The sequence below is a fragment of the Glycomyces sambucus genome (assembly GCF_900102815.1).
Taxonomy (GTDB): Bacteria; Actinomycetota; Actinomycetes; order Mycobacteriales; family Micromonosporaceae; genus Glycomyces; species Glycomyces sambucus.
In genome coordinates this window covers 313,401-329,988 of the sequence record NZ_FNGF01000001.1, presented here as the reverse complement: position 1 = coordinate 329,988, position 16,588 = coordinate 313,401, and the positions used below count along the sequence as shown (strand labels likewise).

At 72.6% G+C, this 16,588-nt stretch carries 22 protein-coding genes; 13 read left to right on the top strand and 9 right to left on the bottom strand.

Annotated elements, in window-relative coordinates:
* Positions 1-172 precede the first annotated feature (172 nt).
* From BLS99_RS01565 to BLS99_RS01555, 3 genes are read left to right on the top strand one after another with little or no spacing between them, the layout of a single operon-like run.
* Positions 173-430 carry a hypothetical protein gene (locus BLS99_RS01565; RefSeq protein ID WP_091042357.1) on the top strand — a complete coding sequence of 86 codons (258 nt, stop codon included), beginning with the start codon at positions 173-175 and terminating at the stop codon, positions 428-430.
* A 3-nt stretch (positions 431-433) separates the two neighbouring features.
* The gene (locus tag BLS99_RS01560; RefSeq protein ID WP_091042353.1) at positions 434-1,111 is read left to right on the top strand and encodes a hypothetical protein; all 678 of its coding nucleotides are present in this window, start codon (positions 434-436) and stop codon (positions 1,109-1,111) included.
* Positions 1,108-1,554, top strand: coding sequence for a hypothetical protein (locus tag BLS99_RS01555; protein ID WP_091042348.1), 447 nt, complete (start codon positions 1,108-1,110; stop codon positions 1,552-1,554). The genes BLS99_RS01560 and BLS99_RS01555 overlap by 4 nt, the downstream gene beginning before the upstream one ends.
* On the opposite strand, the gene BLS99_RS01550 is transcribed toward BLS99_RS01555, so the two are convergent.
* Complete coding sequence (locus BLS99_RS01550; RefSeq protein ID WP_176953161.1) at positions 1,551-2,672, bottom strand: low temperature requirement protein A; 1,122 nt, start codon at positions 2,670-2,672, stop codon at positions 1,551-1,553. The two genes, BLS99_RS01555 and BLS99_RS01550, sit on opposite strands and share 4 nt — an antisense overlap.
* 123 nt (positions 2,673-2,795) lie before the next feature.
* Here BLS99_RS01550 and BLS99_RS25510 point away from each other — a divergent pair, with 123 nt between their 5' ends.
* The 4 genes from BLS99_RS25510 to BLS99_RS01535 all read left to right on the top strand — a co-directional run bounded on the left by BLS99_RS25510 (position 2,796) and on the right by BLS99_RS01535 (position 5,355).
* Positions 2,796-2,975: a hypothetical protein gene (locus BLS99_RS25510; protein ID WP_143034652.1), complete on the top strand. Its 180-nt coding sequence runs from the start codon at positions 2,796-2,798 to the stop codon at positions 2,973-2,975.
* 155 nt (positions 2,976-3,130) lie between these two features.
* A complete protein-coding gene (locus BLS99_RS01545) occupies positions 3,131-3,919 on the top strand; it encodes an inositol monophosphatase family protein (RefSeq protein ID WP_091042340.1) in 789 nt (262 codons plus the stop codon).
* Positions 3,919-4,566, top strand: a complete 648-nt coding sequence (locus BLS99_RS01540) for a phosphotransferase (protein ID WP_091042335.1) — start codon at positions 3,919-3,921, stop codon at positions 4,564-4,566. The genes BLS99_RS01545 and BLS99_RS01540 overlap by 1 nt, the downstream gene beginning before the upstream one ends.
* Positions 4,567-4,641: 75 nt before the next feature.
* On the top strand, positions 4,642-5,355 hold the full coding sequence (locus tag BLS99_RS01535) for a tetratricopeptide repeat protein (protein WP_143034651.1): 714 nt from the start codon (positions 4,642-4,644) through the stop codon (positions 5,353-5,355).
* A gap of 45 nt (positions 5,356-5,400) precedes the next feature.
* Here BLS99_RS01535 and BLS99_RS01530 read toward each other — a convergent pair whose 3' ends face one another.
* Entirely contained in the window at positions 5,401-5,796 is a 396-nt protein-coding gene (locus BLS99_RS01530) for a RidA family protein (protein WP_091042328.1), read from the bottom strand.
* 90 nt (positions 5,797-5,886) lie between these two features.
* Here BLS99_RS01530 and BLS99_RS01525 point away from each other — a divergent pair, with 90 nt between their 5' ends.
* Genes BLS99_RS01525 through BLS99_RS01515 form a run of 3 tightly spaced genes read left to right on the top strand, consistent with a single transcriptional unit; the run spans position 5,887 to position 8,554 of the window.
* Complete coding sequence (locus tag BLS99_RS01525; protein WP_091042326.1) at positions 5,887-6,849, top strand: helix-turn-helix transcriptional regulator; 963 nt, start codon at positions 5,887-5,889, stop codon at positions 6,847-6,849.
* A gap of 9 nt (positions 6,850-6,858) precedes the next feature.
* On the top strand, positions 6,859-7,602 hold the full coding sequence (locus BLS99_RS01520) for an SDR family NAD(P)-dependent oxidoreductase (protein ID WP_091042323.1): 744 nt from the start codon (positions 6,859-6,861) through the stop codon (positions 7,600-7,602).
* Positions 7,603-7,633: 31 nt separating this feature from the next.
* On the top strand, positions 7,634-8,554 hold the full coding sequence (locus tag BLS99_RS01515; RefSeq protein WP_143034650.1) for an alpha/beta fold hydrolase: 921 nt from the start codon (positions 7,634-7,636) through the stop codon (positions 8,552-8,554).
* Here the strand turns inward: BLS99_RS01515 and BLS99_RS01510 are convergent.
* Together BLS99_RS01510 and BLS99_RS01505 are read right to left on the bottom strand one after the other, a co-directional pair.
* Entirely contained in the window at positions 8,551-9,129 is a 579-nt protein-coding gene (locus BLS99_RS01510) for a TetR/AcrR family transcriptional regulator (protein WP_091042313.1), read from the bottom strand. The genes BLS99_RS01515 and BLS99_RS01510 overlap by 4 nt on opposite strands.
* Before the next feature lie 35 nt (positions 9,130-9,164).
* Complete coding sequence (locus BLS99_RS01505) at positions 9,165-9,593, bottom strand: VOC family protein (RefSeq protein ID WP_091042310.1); 429 nt, start codon at positions 9,591-9,593, stop codon at positions 9,165-9,167.
* Positions 9,594-9,715: 122 nt separating this feature from the next.
* Between BLS99_RS01505 and BLS99_RS01500 the strand changes: the two genes are divergently transcribed.
* On the top strand, positions 9,716-10,327 hold the full coding sequence (locus BLS99_RS01500) for a hypothetical protein (protein WP_342761247.1): 612 nt from the start codon (positions 9,716-9,718) through the stop codon (positions 10,325-10,327).
* 1 nt (position 10,328) lies between these two features.
* Here the strand turns inward: BLS99_RS01500 and BLS99_RS01495 are convergent, their stop codons facing one another.
* Positions 10,329-10,718, bottom strand: coding sequence for a winged helix-turn-helix transcriptional regulator (locus BLS99_RS01495; RefSeq protein WP_091042307.1), 390 nt, complete (start codon positions 10,716-10,718; stop codon positions 10,329-10,331).
* Between the two features lie 164 nt (positions 10,719-10,882).
* Here BLS99_RS01495 and BLS99_RS01490 point away from each other — a divergent pair, with 164 nt between their 5' ends.
* Positions 10,883-12,334 carry an MFS transporter gene (locus BLS99_RS01490; RefSeq protein WP_218126153.1) on the top strand — a complete coding sequence of 484 codons (1,452 nt, stop codon included), beginning with the start codon at positions 10,883-10,885 and terminating at the stop codon, positions 12,332-12,334.
* Between the two features lie 70 nt (positions 12,335-12,404).
* Here the strand turns inward: BLS99_RS01490 and BLS99_RS01485 are convergent, their stop codons facing one another.
* From BLS99_RS01485 to BLS99_RS01470, 4 genes are read right to left on the bottom strand one after another with little or no spacing between them, the layout of a single operon-like run.
* The gene (locus tag BLS99_RS01485; RefSeq protein ID WP_091042305.1) at positions 12,405-12,947 is read right to left on the bottom strand and encodes an RNA 2'-phosphotransferase; all 543 of its coding nucleotides are present in this window, start codon (positions 12,945-12,947) and stop codon (positions 12,405-12,407) included.
* 4 nt (positions 12,948-12,951) lie between these two features.
* Entirely contained in the window at positions 12,952-13,374 is a 423-nt protein-coding gene (locus tag BLS99_RS01480) for a hypothetical protein (protein ID WP_091042302.1), read from the bottom strand.
* Between the two features lie 46 nt (positions 13,375-13,420).
* A complete protein-coding gene (locus BLS99_RS01475) occupies positions 13,421-13,804 on the bottom strand; it encodes a DUF1304 domain-containing protein (protein WP_091042297.1) in 384 nt (127 codons plus the stop codon).
* 48 nt (positions 13,805-13,852) lie between these two features.
* Complete coding sequence (locus tag BLS99_RS01470; RefSeq protein ID WP_091042293.1) at positions 13,853-15,007, bottom strand: Gfo/Idh/MocA family protein; 1,155 nt, start codon at positions 15,005-15,007, stop codon at positions 13,853-13,855.
* Between the two features lie 167 nt (positions 15,008-15,174).
* Here BLS99_RS01470 and BLS99_RS01465 point away from each other — a divergent pair, with 167 nt between their 5' ends.
* Positions 15,175-16,569, top strand: a complete 1,395-nt coding sequence (locus BLS99_RS01465) for an extracellular solute-binding protein (protein WP_091042289.1) — start codon at positions 15,175-15,177, stop codon at positions 16,567-16,569.
* Positions 16,570-16,588 lie beyond the last annotated feature (19 nt).

The window sequence follows — 16,588 nt, the reverse complement described above, 5'->3', positions numbered from 1 at the left end:
GCAAACCCCGCTCGACGCCCCGGCGTCACTCTCCCAACTGGAGCCACTTTCTAGTACCGGCGGCCCACCGTTCACGGCATTTGCGGGTGAAAACCCTGATCACCGCCCGAATATGCCAAACTGGACCGACCGGGACCACCCCCGGCACCACCCCGTTCCATGGAGTACGCGCATGGCCTCCCTCGACGACCTCATCGCCAGCATCACCGCCAACAAGGACGCCACCGACGACCTCACCGCCCGCATCGAGGACACGCGGCAGCGGGCCGAGGACTTACTGGGGGCGGTGACCGCGCTCGGCGCCGAAGGCGTCGCCAACGCGGTCATGTCCGTCAAGGACCGCCTGGAGCAGTCCGCGTCCCAGAACCGGGCCACCGCCCTCCAGCTCGAAGAGGCCGTCAACGCGGCCGTGGCGGCGAAGCAGGCGTAGCGGATGAGCCGCCTCTCCGAACTCGCCGACCGCATCGCCGCGGACAAGCGCGAGGCCGAGTCGCTGGAGTCGGTCCTCCTCGGCAGCCGCGACCTCGCCCGGGACCTCCGCGCCGCGGTCGCCGGCGTCGGCGCCGAGCGGGCCACCGGGCGGCTCGCCGCCGTCGCCGACCTCCTCGGCGCGGCGCAGAACTCGCGCTGGCTCACCGTCGGGCACCTCGAGGACGCACTGCTCGTCATCAAGGGCGCCATGACCGGGTCCTACAGCGCCGCAGGCGGTCTCGTGCTCCGGACGCACCCAGACGGCGGCCGGGTCCTGCTCGGGCGGCACCAGGACGTGGAGGTGTCGCTGCTGGTCGCCCTGGAGTACCGGCCCCGCGTCGCCCGGCTCCGCGAGCGGCTGGGCATGCCCGCCGCCCCGCCCGCCGAGCTCGACACGAGCGGCGACGACGGGCTCCCGAAGCTCCAACAGGTGACCCGCAAGCTCATCCGCGGCGGTGCCGACGTGCACGCCCAGTTCAAGGACACGGCGAACACGAGCCTCGCCATGGGCCTCGAACGACACGGCGACGACACGCCGCCGACCACCGGGGAGGCCGTCGCCGCGGTCGCGATCCTGTCGGTGGCCGCCCTTGACGGGGTAGCCCGGGTCACACGACACTGGAAACGGAGGGCCACATGAACGAACCCGCCATCTTCCGCGACGCCATCCGCGCCGTCGCGTTCGGCGACGGCGCGACCGCCCGCCGGATCCACGACGACCTGGACGAGGCCGCGCACGAGCGGCTGTTCGCGTTCGCCATCGCCGTCATGAGCGTCTGCATCGAGCACCGGTTCGCCGAGGACGCCACCCACGAGGCGTTCCGCGCGTTCGCCAACGAGATGCGCGAGGACTTCCGCGACGCCGACCCGCCCCCCAAGCCCCTGGCCGTGGAGGTCGTCCTGCGCGGCTTCGCCGGCGAGGACCACCTGCTCGACGAGATCCCCGTCGAGGACCAGACCGTCCTGCGCTACCCGCTCATCCGCAAGATCGTCGCCGACGACCCCGAGCTCCAGGCCGGGTTCGACGGCGTCCTCGACCAGGCCGAGGCCCTGCTGGAGGCGTGGGCCGAGCAGGAGCCCTAGGCGCTGTGCGGCGCCGGGCGGCGGTTGAAGTAGGTGACGAAGGCGGCCACGGCGGCGGCGAGGGCCACGACCGTGAGGACCGCCGAGAGGTAGGAGCCGAAGGCCGCTAGGCCGAGTGGGACGGCGAGGATCGCGAAGGCCCGCCAGGCGCGGTTAGCGAGGGCGCAGAGTCCCAGGCACAGGGCCAGGGCGGCGCACAGGAGCCAGCGGTGGAGGTCGGGGAGCGGGTCGGTGGCGTGCTCGGCGGCGGTGCCGAGGCCGAACGCGATGAGGGTGATCGAGACGGCCACGACCAGGTGCGCGGGGAGTAGGAACCGCGGCGGGGTCTGGTTCTCCTCGTCGAAGCCGAACCGGAAGTTCAGCCACCACAGTCCGATGAGGAGCCCGAATCCGGCGAGGCCGATGCCGACCTGGCTCCAGCCCCACTCCACCTCGCCGATCGCGGTGACGAGCTGGAGGACGGCCTCGCCGAGGACGATCATGACGAACAGGCCCAGCCGCTCGCCCAGGTGCGAGCCCTGGACGTCGCGCATCTCGAAGGCGGGCATCGGCCTGCGGCTGCGTTCGGCGCGCTCGCGGAACCGCTCCTGGAACTCCTCCATCCGGGCCGGGTCGGCGGGGGCCGCCATGGCCGAGGCGAGCGTCATCGCCACGCCCAGCGCCCACAGCGCGAGCTTCCACCGCGGGTCGTCGACCCAGAACGCCACGACCCACGGCAGCAGCCCCGCGTTCCGCTGCGCCGCAGACCAGCTCATGACCAGCCGGCCCGAGCGCGTGAGCCCCTGCGAGGCGACGCCGCTGGTGTACAGGTAGGCCGCGGCGAACACCGCCGAATGCGCGCCGGTCGCCTCGGGGACGGCGGCGGCCATGGCCGCGAGGCCGATCATGCCCAGCAGCATCGTGCGGGTGCGGGTCCGCTCGGAGGCGACGTTCGCGTACACGGTGAACGAGGTCCAGACCAGCCAGATCGCGGTGTACAGCACGAAGAACGCCGCGATCCGCAACCCGTCGGGATGGACCAGCAGGTGCGTCAGCTGGGCGACGGCCGCGACGACGACGAGGTCGAAGAACAGTTCGAGCCAGGTCGCGTGGCGGTCGGAGGTCATCTGTTCGGTCACGTCCGCAGAAGTTACTCCCCGCGGCCCGGCGCCGGGCGCGAACCTACGCTTGGGGTGCGGTGGAGCCGCGCACGACCACCCGGCACTGGACGGTCCGCACGCCCCGGCCGTGCCGTCCCGCCGGTGCTCCGCGACGGCCGCGTCCATGTCGCCGCCCAGGTCCGCGACCGCGGCGACGCCTGGGCCTACGGGCCCGCGCACCTCGAAGAGGAGGGCAAGCCCGCGGCGGTCCCGCTGGTCCCGTTCCGGCTCCGCGCCACGCGGGGGCCCGCCGCGATGCGCGTGTGGCTTCCCGTCGTCTGAGCGGTTTGGGCCGGTGCACACCGCTTTGCGGGCGCATCGGCCCGTGATTCGCCGCGATTGTCGGATAAATCGCACTGGGAGTCCAAGTGCCGCTTGGTCTTGCACGTCTAGGATGTGGCACGTCGGGTGGGTTGGACGAATCGAGGAATCGAATAATGAGCGAGCTGCTGGACTTCCTGGGCACGGCCGAGCAGGCGGTCGCGACCGCCGCCGAGGTCATCCGGACCGGCCTCGGAGGCGAACGCTCCATCAGCGGCAAGGGCGACCGGGACTACGCCACGGACCTCGACTACGCGGTCGAGGACGCGGTGCGCGGATTCCTCGCCGCCGAGACCCCCGAGATCCCGCTGCTGGGGGAGGAGCGCGGCCGCACCGGGAACACCGAGTCCCACTACGAGTGGGTGCTCGACCCGATCGACGGCACCGTCAACTTCGCCCACGGCTCGCCCCTGTACGCCGTCTCGCTCGCCTTGACCCGCAACGGGATGCCCGTGGTCGGCGTCGTGGAGGCCCCGGTCGGCGAGGAGCGCTTCACCGCGGCCCTCGGCCACGGCGCGGCCCTGAACAAGCACCCGCTCGCGCTGCGCGGGCCCGCCGCATTGAACGACGCGGTGGTGGCGTTCGGGGACTTCGGCGTCACCCCCGAGTCCGACCGGCGCAACGCCCAGCGCCTGGAGCTGCTGCGCCGCCTCGTTCCGAAGATCCAGCGGGTGCGGATGCTCGGCACGGCCGCCCTGGACATGTGCTGGACGGCCGCGGGGCGCGTGGACGCCGCCTACCACTCCTACATCAACCCGTGGGACGTCGCCGCCGGCGTGGTCATCGCCCGCGAGGCCGGGGCCCTGGTCACCGACATCGACGGCGTCGACTACGACACCAGCGCCACCTCGATCCTCGCGTGCAACCCCGACCTCCACCGGGCGCTGCTCGCCGAGATCGCCTGATGGAACTCCTCGCGGCGGGCCGGGCCTCGCAGGTCTACGCGCTCGACGACGCGAGGGTTCTGCGCCGCTGCGCCTGGGACGTGGCGGCCGAGGCGCGGCTCATGACCTACCTGCGCGGGCACGGCTACCCGCTGCCCGAGGTCCACGAGGCCGAGGGCGGCGACATGGTCATGCAGCGCCTCGCGGGCCCGACCCTCGCCGCCGCGATGGCGGCCGGCGAGACCACATCGGCGCAGGCCGCCCGGATCCAGGACGACCTCCTGGCGGCGCTGGCCGCGATCCCGGTGCCGGACTGGCTCCCGACCGAGGCGCGCGGCATCGACCTCGGCGCTCCGAGCGCGATCCTCCACCTCGACCTGCACGCCCAGAACGTCCTCCTCACCGCTGAAGGGCCGTTCGCGATCGACTGGACCAACGCCGCCGCGGGCGATCCCGCGATCGACCGGGCGGTGAGCTGGACGATCATCGCCGAACTCGACGCGGCGGCCTTCCCGGTCGACCTCGCGCCGCTGCGCGACCTCCTCGCCCGGGACCTCCCGGCCGCGGCCGTCGCGACCGCCCTGCGCTACCGCGAGGCCGATCCGAACACCACCCCGGAGGAGCACGCGCGGGCCCGCTCCAGGGCCGCCGGTCTCGTCAATCCGTGACCGGTCGTTCGCGTTCCGTCATGGAGCGCAAGTAGACTGAGGCCGCCCGGCGCCCCGGGCGGAAGGCGGTCACCGATGCCGAAACGACGCGCGCCCCGCAAGCGCAGCAGCTCGATCATGCGAGCCGTGGCCCGGGCCGAGCCCCGGATGATCCGCCGGATGCTGGAGGAGCGGGTCCTCGCGCTCCTGATGGACAGCGACTCCGACGACAACAGCGAGGCCCTCCGGTTCGTCGACGCCGTGATCGAGCGCTACGGCCCGGACTCGGTCGGCCCCGAGATCCTCGCGTTCGCGTACGGGTTCAGCGGCCGGACCGAGGAGGCGTTCCGCCTGATCGAGTCCTTCCGGGAGGGCGACCCGACCGACGGCTGCGGCCTCCTCGTGCACGCGGGCCTGCTCCGCCGCGAGGAGCGCTTCGAGGAGTGCGCGGCCGTGCTGCGCGAGGCCGTCGCCTACTACCCGGACCAGCCGAGTTTCCATCTGATGCTCGCGTGGTGGGGCGCGGACGGCATCTCGGACAAGGCGATGCGCTTCCACTACGAGCGCGCTCTCGAACTCGACCCCGACGGCTACGGCCCCCACATGGCGGGCATCGCCTACTGGAAGCGCGTCGGCGAACCTGACGAGGCCCGCCCCCACCGCGAGTTCCTGCGCGACAACCACCCCGACGCCTACGCCCGCGTCCTGGCCGAGGAGGCCGAAGAGGCCGGAGAGGTCGAAAGCGAGTCCGCCCCGAACGAGTCCACCCCGAACGGCCCTGCGAACGACGACAGCGCCGAGCAAGCGTGACGCCCGCGGGCGGGTCCGCGCGGACCCGCCCGCGGGCGGCGGCGGTCAGGCGACCGCGGTGGCCTCCAGTTCGACCACCTGGCCCGGGACCGCGAGGCGGGTGACGCCGAGCATCGTGGTGGCCGGGGCCGCCTGGGCGGCGCCGAGCCTGGCGGCCAGGACGCCGTAGTGCTGGAAGAGCAGGTCCACATCGGTGGTGTAGACGTTCAGGCGGACCAGGTGCTCAAGGCTCATCCCGGCTTCGGCGAGCACGGCCTCCACGTTGGCGAGGCTCAGCGCGAGCTGGCCCGCCATGTCGCCCTCGTGCTCGGGCTTGCCCTCGTCGCTCATCGCGGTCTGGCCCGAGCAGTACAGGGTCCGGGTGTGCCCTGAGACGAGTTCACCCTGGTTGAACCCCAGCTCGGTGGACCAGGTGACCGGGTTGATCGCGGTGCGTTCCATCTTGCTTCCATTCGTCGGTCGGCTTCTTGAAACCGAGCCTGCCAATGAAACACGACATCCTCTGTCGTGATTTCCTGCTAGATTTCCGGCATGCGCGCAGACAGGCTCGTCTCCCTGGTCCTCCTGCTGCGCCAGCGCGGCCGGTTGAACGCGGAGACCCTGGCCCGCGAGCTGGAGGTCTCCACCCGCACCGTGCTCCGCGACATCGAGGCGCTGTCGGCCGCGGGCGTCCCGGTCTACGCCGAACGCGGCCGCGGCGGCGGCTTCGCGCTCCTGCCCGGGTTCCGGACCGAGCTCACGGGCCTGAACCACGACGAGGCGCTGGCGCTCCTGACGGCCGGATCGCAGCGCGGCGAGCAGGTGTTCGGCCTCGGGACCGCGCTCGCCTCGGCCATGCGGAAGGTGGTCGACGCGCTCCCCGCGAGCCACGCGGCCACCGTCAGCGATGCGGCGCAGCGGTTCCTGGTCGAACCCGAGACCGACCTGCTGTCGCGGCGCCAGGCCGCCGAGACCACGGCCGAGATCCTCGGCGAGGTCCGGGGCGCCGTGCTCGCCGGGCGCAAGCTCCGCCTCCACTACGCGGCGGCCGGACAGGAGCCGCAGTGGCGCACCGTCGACCCGATCGGCCTGGTCACCGTGCGGGACAAGGGGTACCTGCTCGCCACGCGGTCCGGCGCGGACCGCACCTACCGGCTCTCGCGCGTCCTCGCCGCCGAGGCGCTGGCGGCACCGGCCGAGCGGCCGGACCGGGTGGACCTCGACCGGATCTGGCGGGAGCGCTCGGCGCGGTTCCTCTCCGCCACCTCGCTCACGGTGCAGGTGCGGGTGCATCCGGACCGGCGCGAGGAGCTGCTGGACACCGCGCTGGCCGTGCGCGCCGAGGCGCCCGGCCCGGACGGCTGGCCGCGCCTCGAACTCACCTACCAGGACGCCCGGCACGCCGAGTGGGCGCTATGGCGGCTCGAAGCGGACGCTGAGGCGCTGGCCCCGCCGTCCCTGCGTGCGGCCCTGCACGCCCGGGCCGCCGCGGTCGCCGACCGGTACGCCGCCTAGCATCGGCGCATGACCGCCCCGACCGCGCTCGTCACCGGCGCCGCCTCCGGTATCGGTGCGGCCCTTGCCAGGAGGCTCGCCGACACGGGCCACCGGCTCGTGCTCGTGGACCGCGACGGCGAACGGCTGGAGGCCGCCCCCTTCCCCGCCGGCACCGAGCGCCTCACCGCCGACCTCGCCGCCGAAGACGACCTCGCCCGCGTCGAAGCGCGGTGCCGCGACGGCCTCGACCTGCTGGTGAACAACGCCGGGTTCGGGCACCCGACGCGGTTCCTCGACACCCCGATCGCGGCCGAGATCGCCATGGCCCGCCTGCACATGGAGACCGTGCTCCGCCTGACCCACGCCGCCCTGCCGCCCATGCTCGCCCGCGGCAGCGGCGGCGTCCTCAACACCGCGTCGCTCCTCGGGTTCTTCCCCAGCTCGACCTATTCGGCCACCAAGGCGTGGGTCATCAACTTCAGCCAGGCCACGGCGAGGGCCGCACGCCCGCACGGCGTCACGGTCACCGCCCTGTGCCCCGGCTTCACCCGCACGGGGTTCCACGGCAGCGCCGGCATGGACATGGCGACGATCCCCGGCTTCCTGTGGCTCGACCCCGACCGGGTCGCCGCCGCGGCCCTGCGCGACTGGCGCAAAGGCAAGGCGCTCAGCGTCCCCGGCTGGCAGTACAAGCTGGTCGCGGCCTTCGGGCGCGCCCTCCCGCCGAGCCTGGCCGGGCGCCTGCTCAGCGGGACCGACATGCGCCGGTGAGGCGCCTGGGGCGGTCGTGTACACCTGGGGCATGGCCGTTCCCGCTGACCTCACCGCCCCCGTCCTGACCGAAGTCGCCCCGGGCCACCGGCTCGCGGTGCGCCGCCGCGGCGAAGGCGGGGTGCCGCTCCTGCTGATCCACGGCTTCCCGTGCACGAGCCGGATCTGGTCGCACAACCTCCCCGCGCTGGCCGCGGCCGGGTTCGACGTGGCCGCCCCGGACCTGCGCGGCTACGGCGACTCCGACTTCGCGCCCGACGGGTTCTACGACTTCAACGCGTTCAACACCGACCTGACGGGCCTGTTCGACGCGCTCGGGTGGGACCGCGCGGTCGTCGCCGGCCACGACCTGGGCGCGATGGTCGCCATCGACATGGCCAACCGCCACCCCGACCGGGTCGAGCGCCTAGTGGTCCTCGACGACTCGATGCCCGACCTGGAGGAGGCGTTCCGCGCCGCGGGCATCCCGGCCGGCACGCCCAAGCCCGCGGTCTACGACTACCAGCGGCGCCAGGGCTTCCACGCCGACGAGCTCGTGGCCGAGCTCGCCACGCCCGAGCGGCGCCGCCGCTACATCGCCGAGTTCTTCGGGCACCGCATGTGGTGCCCGCCCGACGCGTTCGACCAGGACGACCTCGACTTCCTGACCGAGCCGTACGCGGACGCCGAGCGCCTGCGCGCCTCCTTCGCCGACTACGAGGTGGTCGCCGGGACCAGGGAGCTGTCCGCGCCGGAGATGATCGACCGGCCGGTGGCGCAGCGGGCGCTCGTGCTGGTCGGCGCCGACCAGGTGACCCTGACCGAGCACGTGGAGGCCAAGTGCGCCATCGCCTTCCCCGAGGCGGTCGGCCCGTTCTGGGTCAAGGGCGCGGGCCACTTCATGCCCTGGGAGGCGCCGCAGGTCGTGAACCGCGCGATCCGGTCGTTCTGCGGCGACCTGCTGGGCCGCTAGCGCAGGACGGCGGCGATGATCGCGTCGAGCTGCGCGGCGACGCGGTCGAGCGGGCCGGTGTCGCGCTGGGCCCGGCACATCGCGACGGTGCCCTCGACGGAGGCGACGATGAGCGTCGCGATCTGCGCGGCCTGGACCTCGTCGGCGCCATGGGCCGCAAGGGACTCCGCGAGCAGGTGCTCCCAGTCCGCGAACACCTCGGCCGCCGCGAGGACCGCTTCGGGCACGTCGCCGGGCGGGGGCTCCTCGACCGCCACCGCCAGGACCGGGCAGCCGGCCCGGAACCCGGTGCCGGTCACGATGTCGCGCCACAGCGCCAGGAACGCGGCCACGCCCTCGCGCGGGCCGACCCGAAGCTCCTTGCGGAGGCTGCGCGCGACGCTCTCGCCCGCGAACCGCACCGCCTCGGTCGCCAACTGGCCCTTGCCGCCCGGGAAGTAGTGGTACGTCGAACCGAGGGGCGCCTCCGCGTGCCGCGACAGCTCGCGGATGCTCGTGGCGTTCAGCCCGCGCCGGCTGATCATCTCCGCCGCACCGGCGACGATCCGCTCGCGCGGCGCTCCAACCTGCTGCAACGGAATCCTCCTCCGGTTATGACGACCGTAATAGCCTAGCGGTCGGCCGGCGCGGCGCCGACCGCGGCGGCCACCAGCTCCACCTCGAAGCCGTCCTCGTTCTCCAGGTACGCCGCGTAGTGCGCCGCGCCGCCCGCGAACGGGTGGCGGTCGCCGAACATGAGCGACCACCCGTGCGCGGCGCCCTCGGCCGCCAGCCGCTCCACCTCGCGGTCGTCGCGCACGTGGAACGCCAGGTGGTTCAGGCCCGGCGCGCGCCGCTCGTGCCGCCCGCCCGCCATCGCGGGCGACTGCTCGACCACCAGGTACGTGGGCCCGAGCCGCCAGCTCCGGCCCGCCTCCCACTCCTGGAACACGGTGTAGCCCAAGGACTCCAGCAGCCAGCCGAACGAGGCGACGGCCCGGTCGAGGTCGGGCACCCACAGCTCGACGTGGTGCAGGGCTCCGGGGCGGGGTTCATCCATGACCGGAACCATATCCGCGTCTCGGCACGGCGGTGCGCACTCCGGCGCCGCTACGATCCACGATCGTGGACACCACACGGACCTCGGCCGCCGCCCATGACAACGCCGCCTGGTGCGACGCGATGTGCCGGGCCCACGGCACGCCGGGCGGTTTCGCGGCGGACGCCTGGACCTCCCCGGTCCGGACCCCGGTCTACTACCCGGACGCCGTGACCCTCGCCCCCGGCGCCGACGCGGCGTCCGTCCTGGCCCGCATCGACTCCGGCGCGGGCGCCTCGGTCAAGGACAGCTTCGCCGACCTCGACCTGCGGCCCTTCGGATTCGAGGTGCTGTTCGAGGCCCGGTGGATCCACCGCCCGGCCGGTCCCGCGGATGCGGCCTGGCGCGAGGTCGCCGACCCGGAGGCGCTGCGCGAGTGGGCCCGCGCCTGGGACGGCGGCGAGGGGAACGCCGAGGTCTTCCGGCCCGCACTGCTCGACCTGCCCGGCGTCCACCTGATCGCGGGGGAGCCGGCCGGGAGCGCGGGCGCGGTGCTGACCCGGACCGGACCGGTCGTCGGGGTCTCGAACGTCTTCGCGGCGCGAGGGGACGGATGGCCGGCGGCGCTGGCCGCCGCCCACGATCTGTACCCGGGCGTCCCGGTCGTCGGCTACGAGCACGGGGACGGCCTCGCGGCGGCCGAACGGCACGGGTTCGCGCCGGTCGGACCGCTGCGGGTGTGGCTGCGCGCCTGAGCTAGGCGGCGGCCACCAGGGCGTCGTAGCGCTCGCGCGCCTCGATGATGTCGGGGCGGTGGCGCTCGGCCCACTCCAGGAGCCCGGTGAGGTGCCCGTACAGCTCGCGGGCCGACTCGGTGGCGCTGTACTCGACCTTCGGCGGGACGGTCGGGTAGACCGTGCGCGTCAGGAGGCCGTCGCGCTCCAGGTTCCGCAGGGTCAGCGTGAGCATGCGGCGGCTGATGCCGGGGATGCTCCGCTCCAGCTCGGTGTAGCGGACCGGCTGCCGGATCGCCGCGACCAGGATCGAGACCGACCACTTGCCCGCGACCCGGTCGATGATCTGCACGATCGGGCACGCCTCGACCTGCACGTCGGACATCGGGACGTCGTCGCACTCGTCGTTCATGGCATGTGCTCCACTTCACATCGCGGTGTACGAGGGGGATGGCCTGGAGAGGAACATCCGTGTATCCCCCGGTACATCAAAGTGCCTTCTTCCGGACCGCTCCATTGGAACACATGATTGCTCCAGGAACAAAGAGTTCCCCATGAGTCGAAGGAGCACCCGTCATGTCCGCCCCGCACGAAGCGAGTCTCAGCCGCCGCTGGCTCACCGTCCTGGTCCTGCTCGCCGCGCAGGTCATGATCATCCTGGACCAGAACATCGTCACCATCGCCCTCCCGGCCATCCGCGACGACCTGGGCTTCTCCCAGTCGAACCTGGTCTGGACCGTCAACGCCTACGTGATCCCCTTCGGCGGCCTGCTCCTCCTCGCCGGACGCCTCGGCGACCTCCTCAGCCGCAAATGGGTGTTCATCGCCGGCCTGGCCCTGTTCACGCTCTCCTCTGCGGCCATCGGCTTCGCCGACACGCAGGGCCTGCTCCTCGCCGGCCGCTTCGTCCAGGGCATCGGCGGCGCGATCGCCTCCGCCGGGCTCCTCGGCATGGTCGTGATGCTCCTGCCCGAGCCCGCGCAGCAGGCGAAGGGCATCGGCGCCTTCGGGTTCGCCTCCGCGGGCGGGGGCGCCCTCGGCTCGGTCGTGGGCGGCGTCCTCACCGAGTCCGTCGGCTGGGAGTCGATCTTCTTCATCAACGTCCCGCTCGGCCTGGTCGTGGGCCTCCTCGCCTGGCGCCTGCTGGCGAACGACCGCGGCATCGGCCTCAGGGCCGGGGCCGACATCCTCGGCGCGGTCCTCGTCACCGCCGGCGTCATGCTCGCCGTCTACACCCTCATCGAGGTCGAGCACCAGGGCTGGGACTCGCCGCGCACCATCGGCTTCGGCGCCGTCGCCGCCCTGCTCCTCGCCGGGTTCTTCGTCCGCCAGGCCAAGGCCGCCACCCCGCTCGTGCCGCTGCGGATCATGTTCTCCCGCAGCGTGGCCGGGGCCAACATCGCCCAGGCCCTCATGGTCGGCGCCGCGTTCGGGTTCATGTACTTCACGGTGCTCTACCTCCAGCAGGTCCTCGGCTTCCAGCCGCTCCACGCCGGCCTCGCCTTCCTGCCCGCGCCGCTGGTCATCGCCTCGGTCTCGCTGTGGGTCGCGCCGCAGCTCCTCACCCGGGTCGCGCCCCGCAAGCTCGCCATCGCCGGCCTCGCGGTGATGGTCCTCGGGTTCGTCCTCTTCGCCCAGATGCGCCCCGACGGCACCTACCTCGTGGACGTGCTGCCCGGCATGATCACCGCCCCGCTCGGATTCGGCCTGACCATGCCCGCCCTCATGACCCTCGGCATGGCCGACTCCAAGCCCGAGGACGCCGGGGTCACCTCCGGCCTGTTCAACACCGCCCAGCAGGTGGGCGGCGCGGTCGGCCTCGCGGTCATCAGCACCGCGGTCTCCTCCCGCACCGCCGGGCTCCTCGACGGCGGCGCCGCCGAAGCCGAAGCCCTGACCGCGGGCTACCGCCTCGGCTACACGATCGCCGCGGCCATGGTCGCCGCCGCCCTCATCGTCGCCGTCGCGGTCATCAAGGCCCGCAAGGGCGCAGCGGCCGGAGCCGAACCGGTTCCCGTCGCGGTCTAGCCGGAGCGCGCGAGGGGCCGCCGTCCTGTTGGACGGCGGCCCCTCGCGCGTCGTACGCCCTTCATAGGGCTCAGTCGGGGAACGCGATGGCCCAGGCCGGGACCGACCCGGTGAGCCAGACGCCGTTCTCGGACCGGTAGAACTCGTGGCCCTCGGCGGCCATGCGGGCCGCGTCGACAATGAGGACCACGGGCCGGCCGCGGCGGGAGCCGACGCGGACCGCGGTCGCGTAGTCGGGGGAGAGGTGCACGTCGTGGCGGGCCATCGCCTTCAGGCCCTCCTCGCGGATCGCCGCGACGTACCCCTCGGCCGTGCCGTGGAACAGCTCCGCGGGCGGGTCGACCGGTTCCAGGCCGAGGTCGACGTCGACCGTGTGGCCCTGGTTGGCGCGGATGCGGCCGTCGCGGATCGCGTACCGCCGCTTGTCATTGCGCGCGACGACCTCGTCGAGCTCCTCGCGCGTCAGGTGGAACCGCTGCCGCTCCAGGGCCGCGAGCAGCACGTCGACGTCGACCCAGCCGTGCTCGTCCAGCTCGATGCCCAGCCGCTGCGGGTCGTGCCGCAGGTGCCGGGAGAGGTACTTCGAGACCTTGACCAGCCGCCGGTCGTCCATCGGCCTACCGCGCCTGCTGCTGCGCGGCAGTGACGGCCTGGAGCACCGGGGCGATCTCCTCGGGCCGGGAGAGCTTGACGTTCACGCGCTTCTGCGTGCCGTCGGCCTTGATCCGCAGCAGGTTCGTGCCGTCGAACCACAGGCGCTCGCCCTTGGGCGCGCCGTAGGTCGCGGCCCGGTAGCCGAGCGGGGAGTGCATGTAGAGGCCGCCGGTCGCGGGCTCGTACGAGAGGTACGGGTTCACGAAGGACGGGACGCCGACGAGCAGGAGCACCGGTCCGGTCACGATGCCCACGGTGAAGTTGCCGACCATGAGGTTGAGCAGGCCCACGAGGGCCAGGACGCCTCCGACCACGGTGCACAGCACCGGGAACCAGAGCTTGTACCTGACCTTGAGGATCTGGGGCGGGGCGGGCGGGTAGGCCATGGGGACTCCATCTTCGAGGGAATTCACTTGTACGGGCGCCGCCAGCCTACAAGGTCTGCCCCAGCGCGGACACGAGTGCGAGGAGCGGGAGGAGCCCCTGCTTGGCGGCCGAGGCGAGCATCGAGCGGTCGGTGGCGACGAGCACGAGCGCCGCGAGGACCATCGAGCCGCACGCGGTCACGATGAGCGTCCAGCCCACCGCGGGCTCGGCGCGCACCAGCGCGGTGCCCAGCAGCGCCCCGACCGCGAGGAACAGGTTGTACCAGCCCTGGTTCGCGGCCCACGGCCTGACGGCGGGCACGTCGGCCGTCTCGGTCTTGAAGACCCCCTTGTGGATCTTCGGATCGCCGAAGCGCAGGGTCTCCATGACCCAGATGTAGACGTGGACGAGCCCGGCGAGCGCCGCGAAGATCTGAACGACGAGAAGCATGGGAGCAGTCTCGCCCATCCGCGGCGCCCGCGCCGGCGTTCGGGGCCCTCACGCTCCGGAGTCGGTGCTCCCGGTGCGCGTCTCCTGGTCGTCGTGGACGCCGTCGAGCACGTCGGCGATGCGGACCGGCCTGCCCAGCGTCGCCGAGAGGTAGACCGCGCGGACCGTGGCGAGCGCGAGCAGCCCGTCGTCGAGGGTCACCCACGGGTCGCGGCCCTCGCGCACGGCCGCGGCGATGTCGGTCCACTGCGTCAGGTGGGGGTTGGCGTACGCGCCCTCGGGGCCCTGGACGGCGGCCTCGCGCAGTTCGCGCGCGACCTGGTCGGACTCCCACCCGGTGCCCTCGGCGTCGCGGGCGTGGAAGTGCACCAGTTCGTCGGCGGCGATCACCGCGGAGCCGTCGGTGCCGTGGACCTGAAGGCGCACACCGAGGTCCGGGTACGCCGTGGTCGTGGCGTGGAGCGTGGCGAGCGCGCCGTTCGCGAAGCGCAGGATCGCGACGGCGACGTCCTCGACCTCGATGCGCTCGTGGCCGAGCCGCGCGGTGTGCGCGGTGACCTCGACGGGCTCGCCGAGGAACCACAGCAGCAGGTCGAGGGTGTGCACGCCCTGGTTCATGAGGGCGCCGCCGCCGTCGAGCGCCCACGTGCCGCGCCAGTCGGCGGAGTCGTAGTACGCCTGGGTGCGGAACCAGTCGATGTTGGCGACCGCGGAGGTCACGGTCCCGAAGCGGCCGGCCTTGAGCGCGTTGTGGACCGCGAGGGACGCGGGGTCGTGGCGGTGCTGGGAGATGACGGCGACGACCTGCCCGGGGCGCGCGGCGGCGGCCTCGCGCAGGGCCCGGGCCGGGCCCATGGCCACGTCGAGGGGCTTCTCGACGACGACGTGGACGCCGGCTTCGAGGGCTTCGCGGGCGAGGGCGGCGTGGGTGCCGCTCAGGGTGCACACGGCGACGACGTCGACCGCACCTTCCTCGATCGCACCCGCTGCGAGCGCGGTTGCGAGGTCCCCGAAGACGCGCGGCTCGGGCCGCCCGAGTTCGGCGAGCCGGGCGGCGACCGCCTCGGCGGCGGGCGCGTAGGGGTCGATCAGGGCGACGACCTCCAGGTCGGGGGAGTGGGCCGCGACCTCGGCGTGGAGCCGTCCGATGACGCCGCAGCCGACGACGGCCAGGCGCAGGGGTGCGGGGGCGGGAGTGCTCATTTCGTTGGCCTCCTTGGGTTTCGGCGTACGGGGGAAACGTAGCGCGATGGTCGTGCGAAATTAACGTGCCGTACCGGCTTGACTTACTAACACTAATGGATTTACTTTATTGGCACCACGATGACCGGCCCGAACGGATCACGGGCCATCACCCCACAGGAGTTTCAATGATGAAACTGTCACGACGACACGTGCTCGCGGCAGGCTCCACCGGCGCCGTCGCCGCCCTCGCCGGAACCGCGGCGTGCAGCGACCCCGGTGCGAGCGGCGGCGCGACCGACGACCTCGACCCCTCGGCCGACGTCACCATCTCCGTCGGCGACCAGCCGACCGAGGACAAGCCCGAGGAACTGGCCGCGTTCAACGAGCGCGTCGACGAGTTCGAGGCCGCCAACGGCAACATCACGCTCGAACCCACCGCCGAGGTGTGGGAGGCCCAGACCTTCCAGGCGAAACTCGCCGGAGGCACCCTCCCCACGGTCATGGGCGTCTCCCTGACCTACAGCTACGAGCTCATCGAGAACGGCCAGCTGCCGGACATGACGCCCTACCTCGAAGAGCTCGAACTCCTCGACGAGCTCAACCCCCTCGCCCTCGACAACGTCAAGGACGACGACGGCAACGTCTACACCATCCCCACCGGCCTGTTCTCGGTCGGCATCGCCTACAACCGCAACATCTTCGAGCAGGCGGGCCTCGACCCCGACACCCCGCCCGCCACCTGGGACGAGGTCCGCTCCTTCGCCCAGCAGATCAAGGCGGCCGTCCCCGGCGTCACCCCGTACGCCCAGATGACCACCAACAACACCGGCGGGTGGATGCTCACCACCATGACCTACTCCAACGGCGGCCGCATCCAGGACGACGCCGGCACCGAGTCCGTCATGGGCGAGGAGACCATCGCCGCGCTCCAGCTCCTGCACGACATGCGCTGGGTCGACGACACCATGGGCCGCGAGTTCCTCTACGACCAGGAAGGCGTGCGCCAGGCGTTCGCCGGCGGCACCATCGGCATGGTCCTCCAGGCCCCCGACGCGTACAACACCCTCGTGCGCGACTACGACTTCGACCCCGCCCACTTCGGGATCGGCCAGCTGCCCCAGGGCGGCTCGGGGAACAACGGCACGCTCACCGGCGGCACCCTGAAGTTGTTCGACGCCAAGGCCACCCCGAACCAGCTCCTGGCCGCCGCCAAGTGGATCAAGTTCTACGAGTTCGACAAGTTCTACGACGAGGCCGCGGCCCTCGCCGACGCCGAATCCAACGCGGCCGAGGGCAACCCGGTCGGCCTGCCCGGCCTCCCGCCGGTCTCCCAGGAGATCTACGACCGCTACCTCGGCTGGATCGAGCCGCACATCAACGTGCCGCTGGAGCAGTTCGCGAGCTACACGTCCTCCACGCTCGAACTCATCGCCGAGCCCCCCGCGGGCACCCAGCAGACGTACGCCGCGCTCGACCCGGTGGTGCAGCAGATCCTCACCGACGAGAACGCCGACATCGCGCAGGCCGTCGCCGACGCGAGCGAGATTCTCAACGGCATCATCGAGCAGGCCGCCCGGTAAAGGACACCGAGCCGACCGG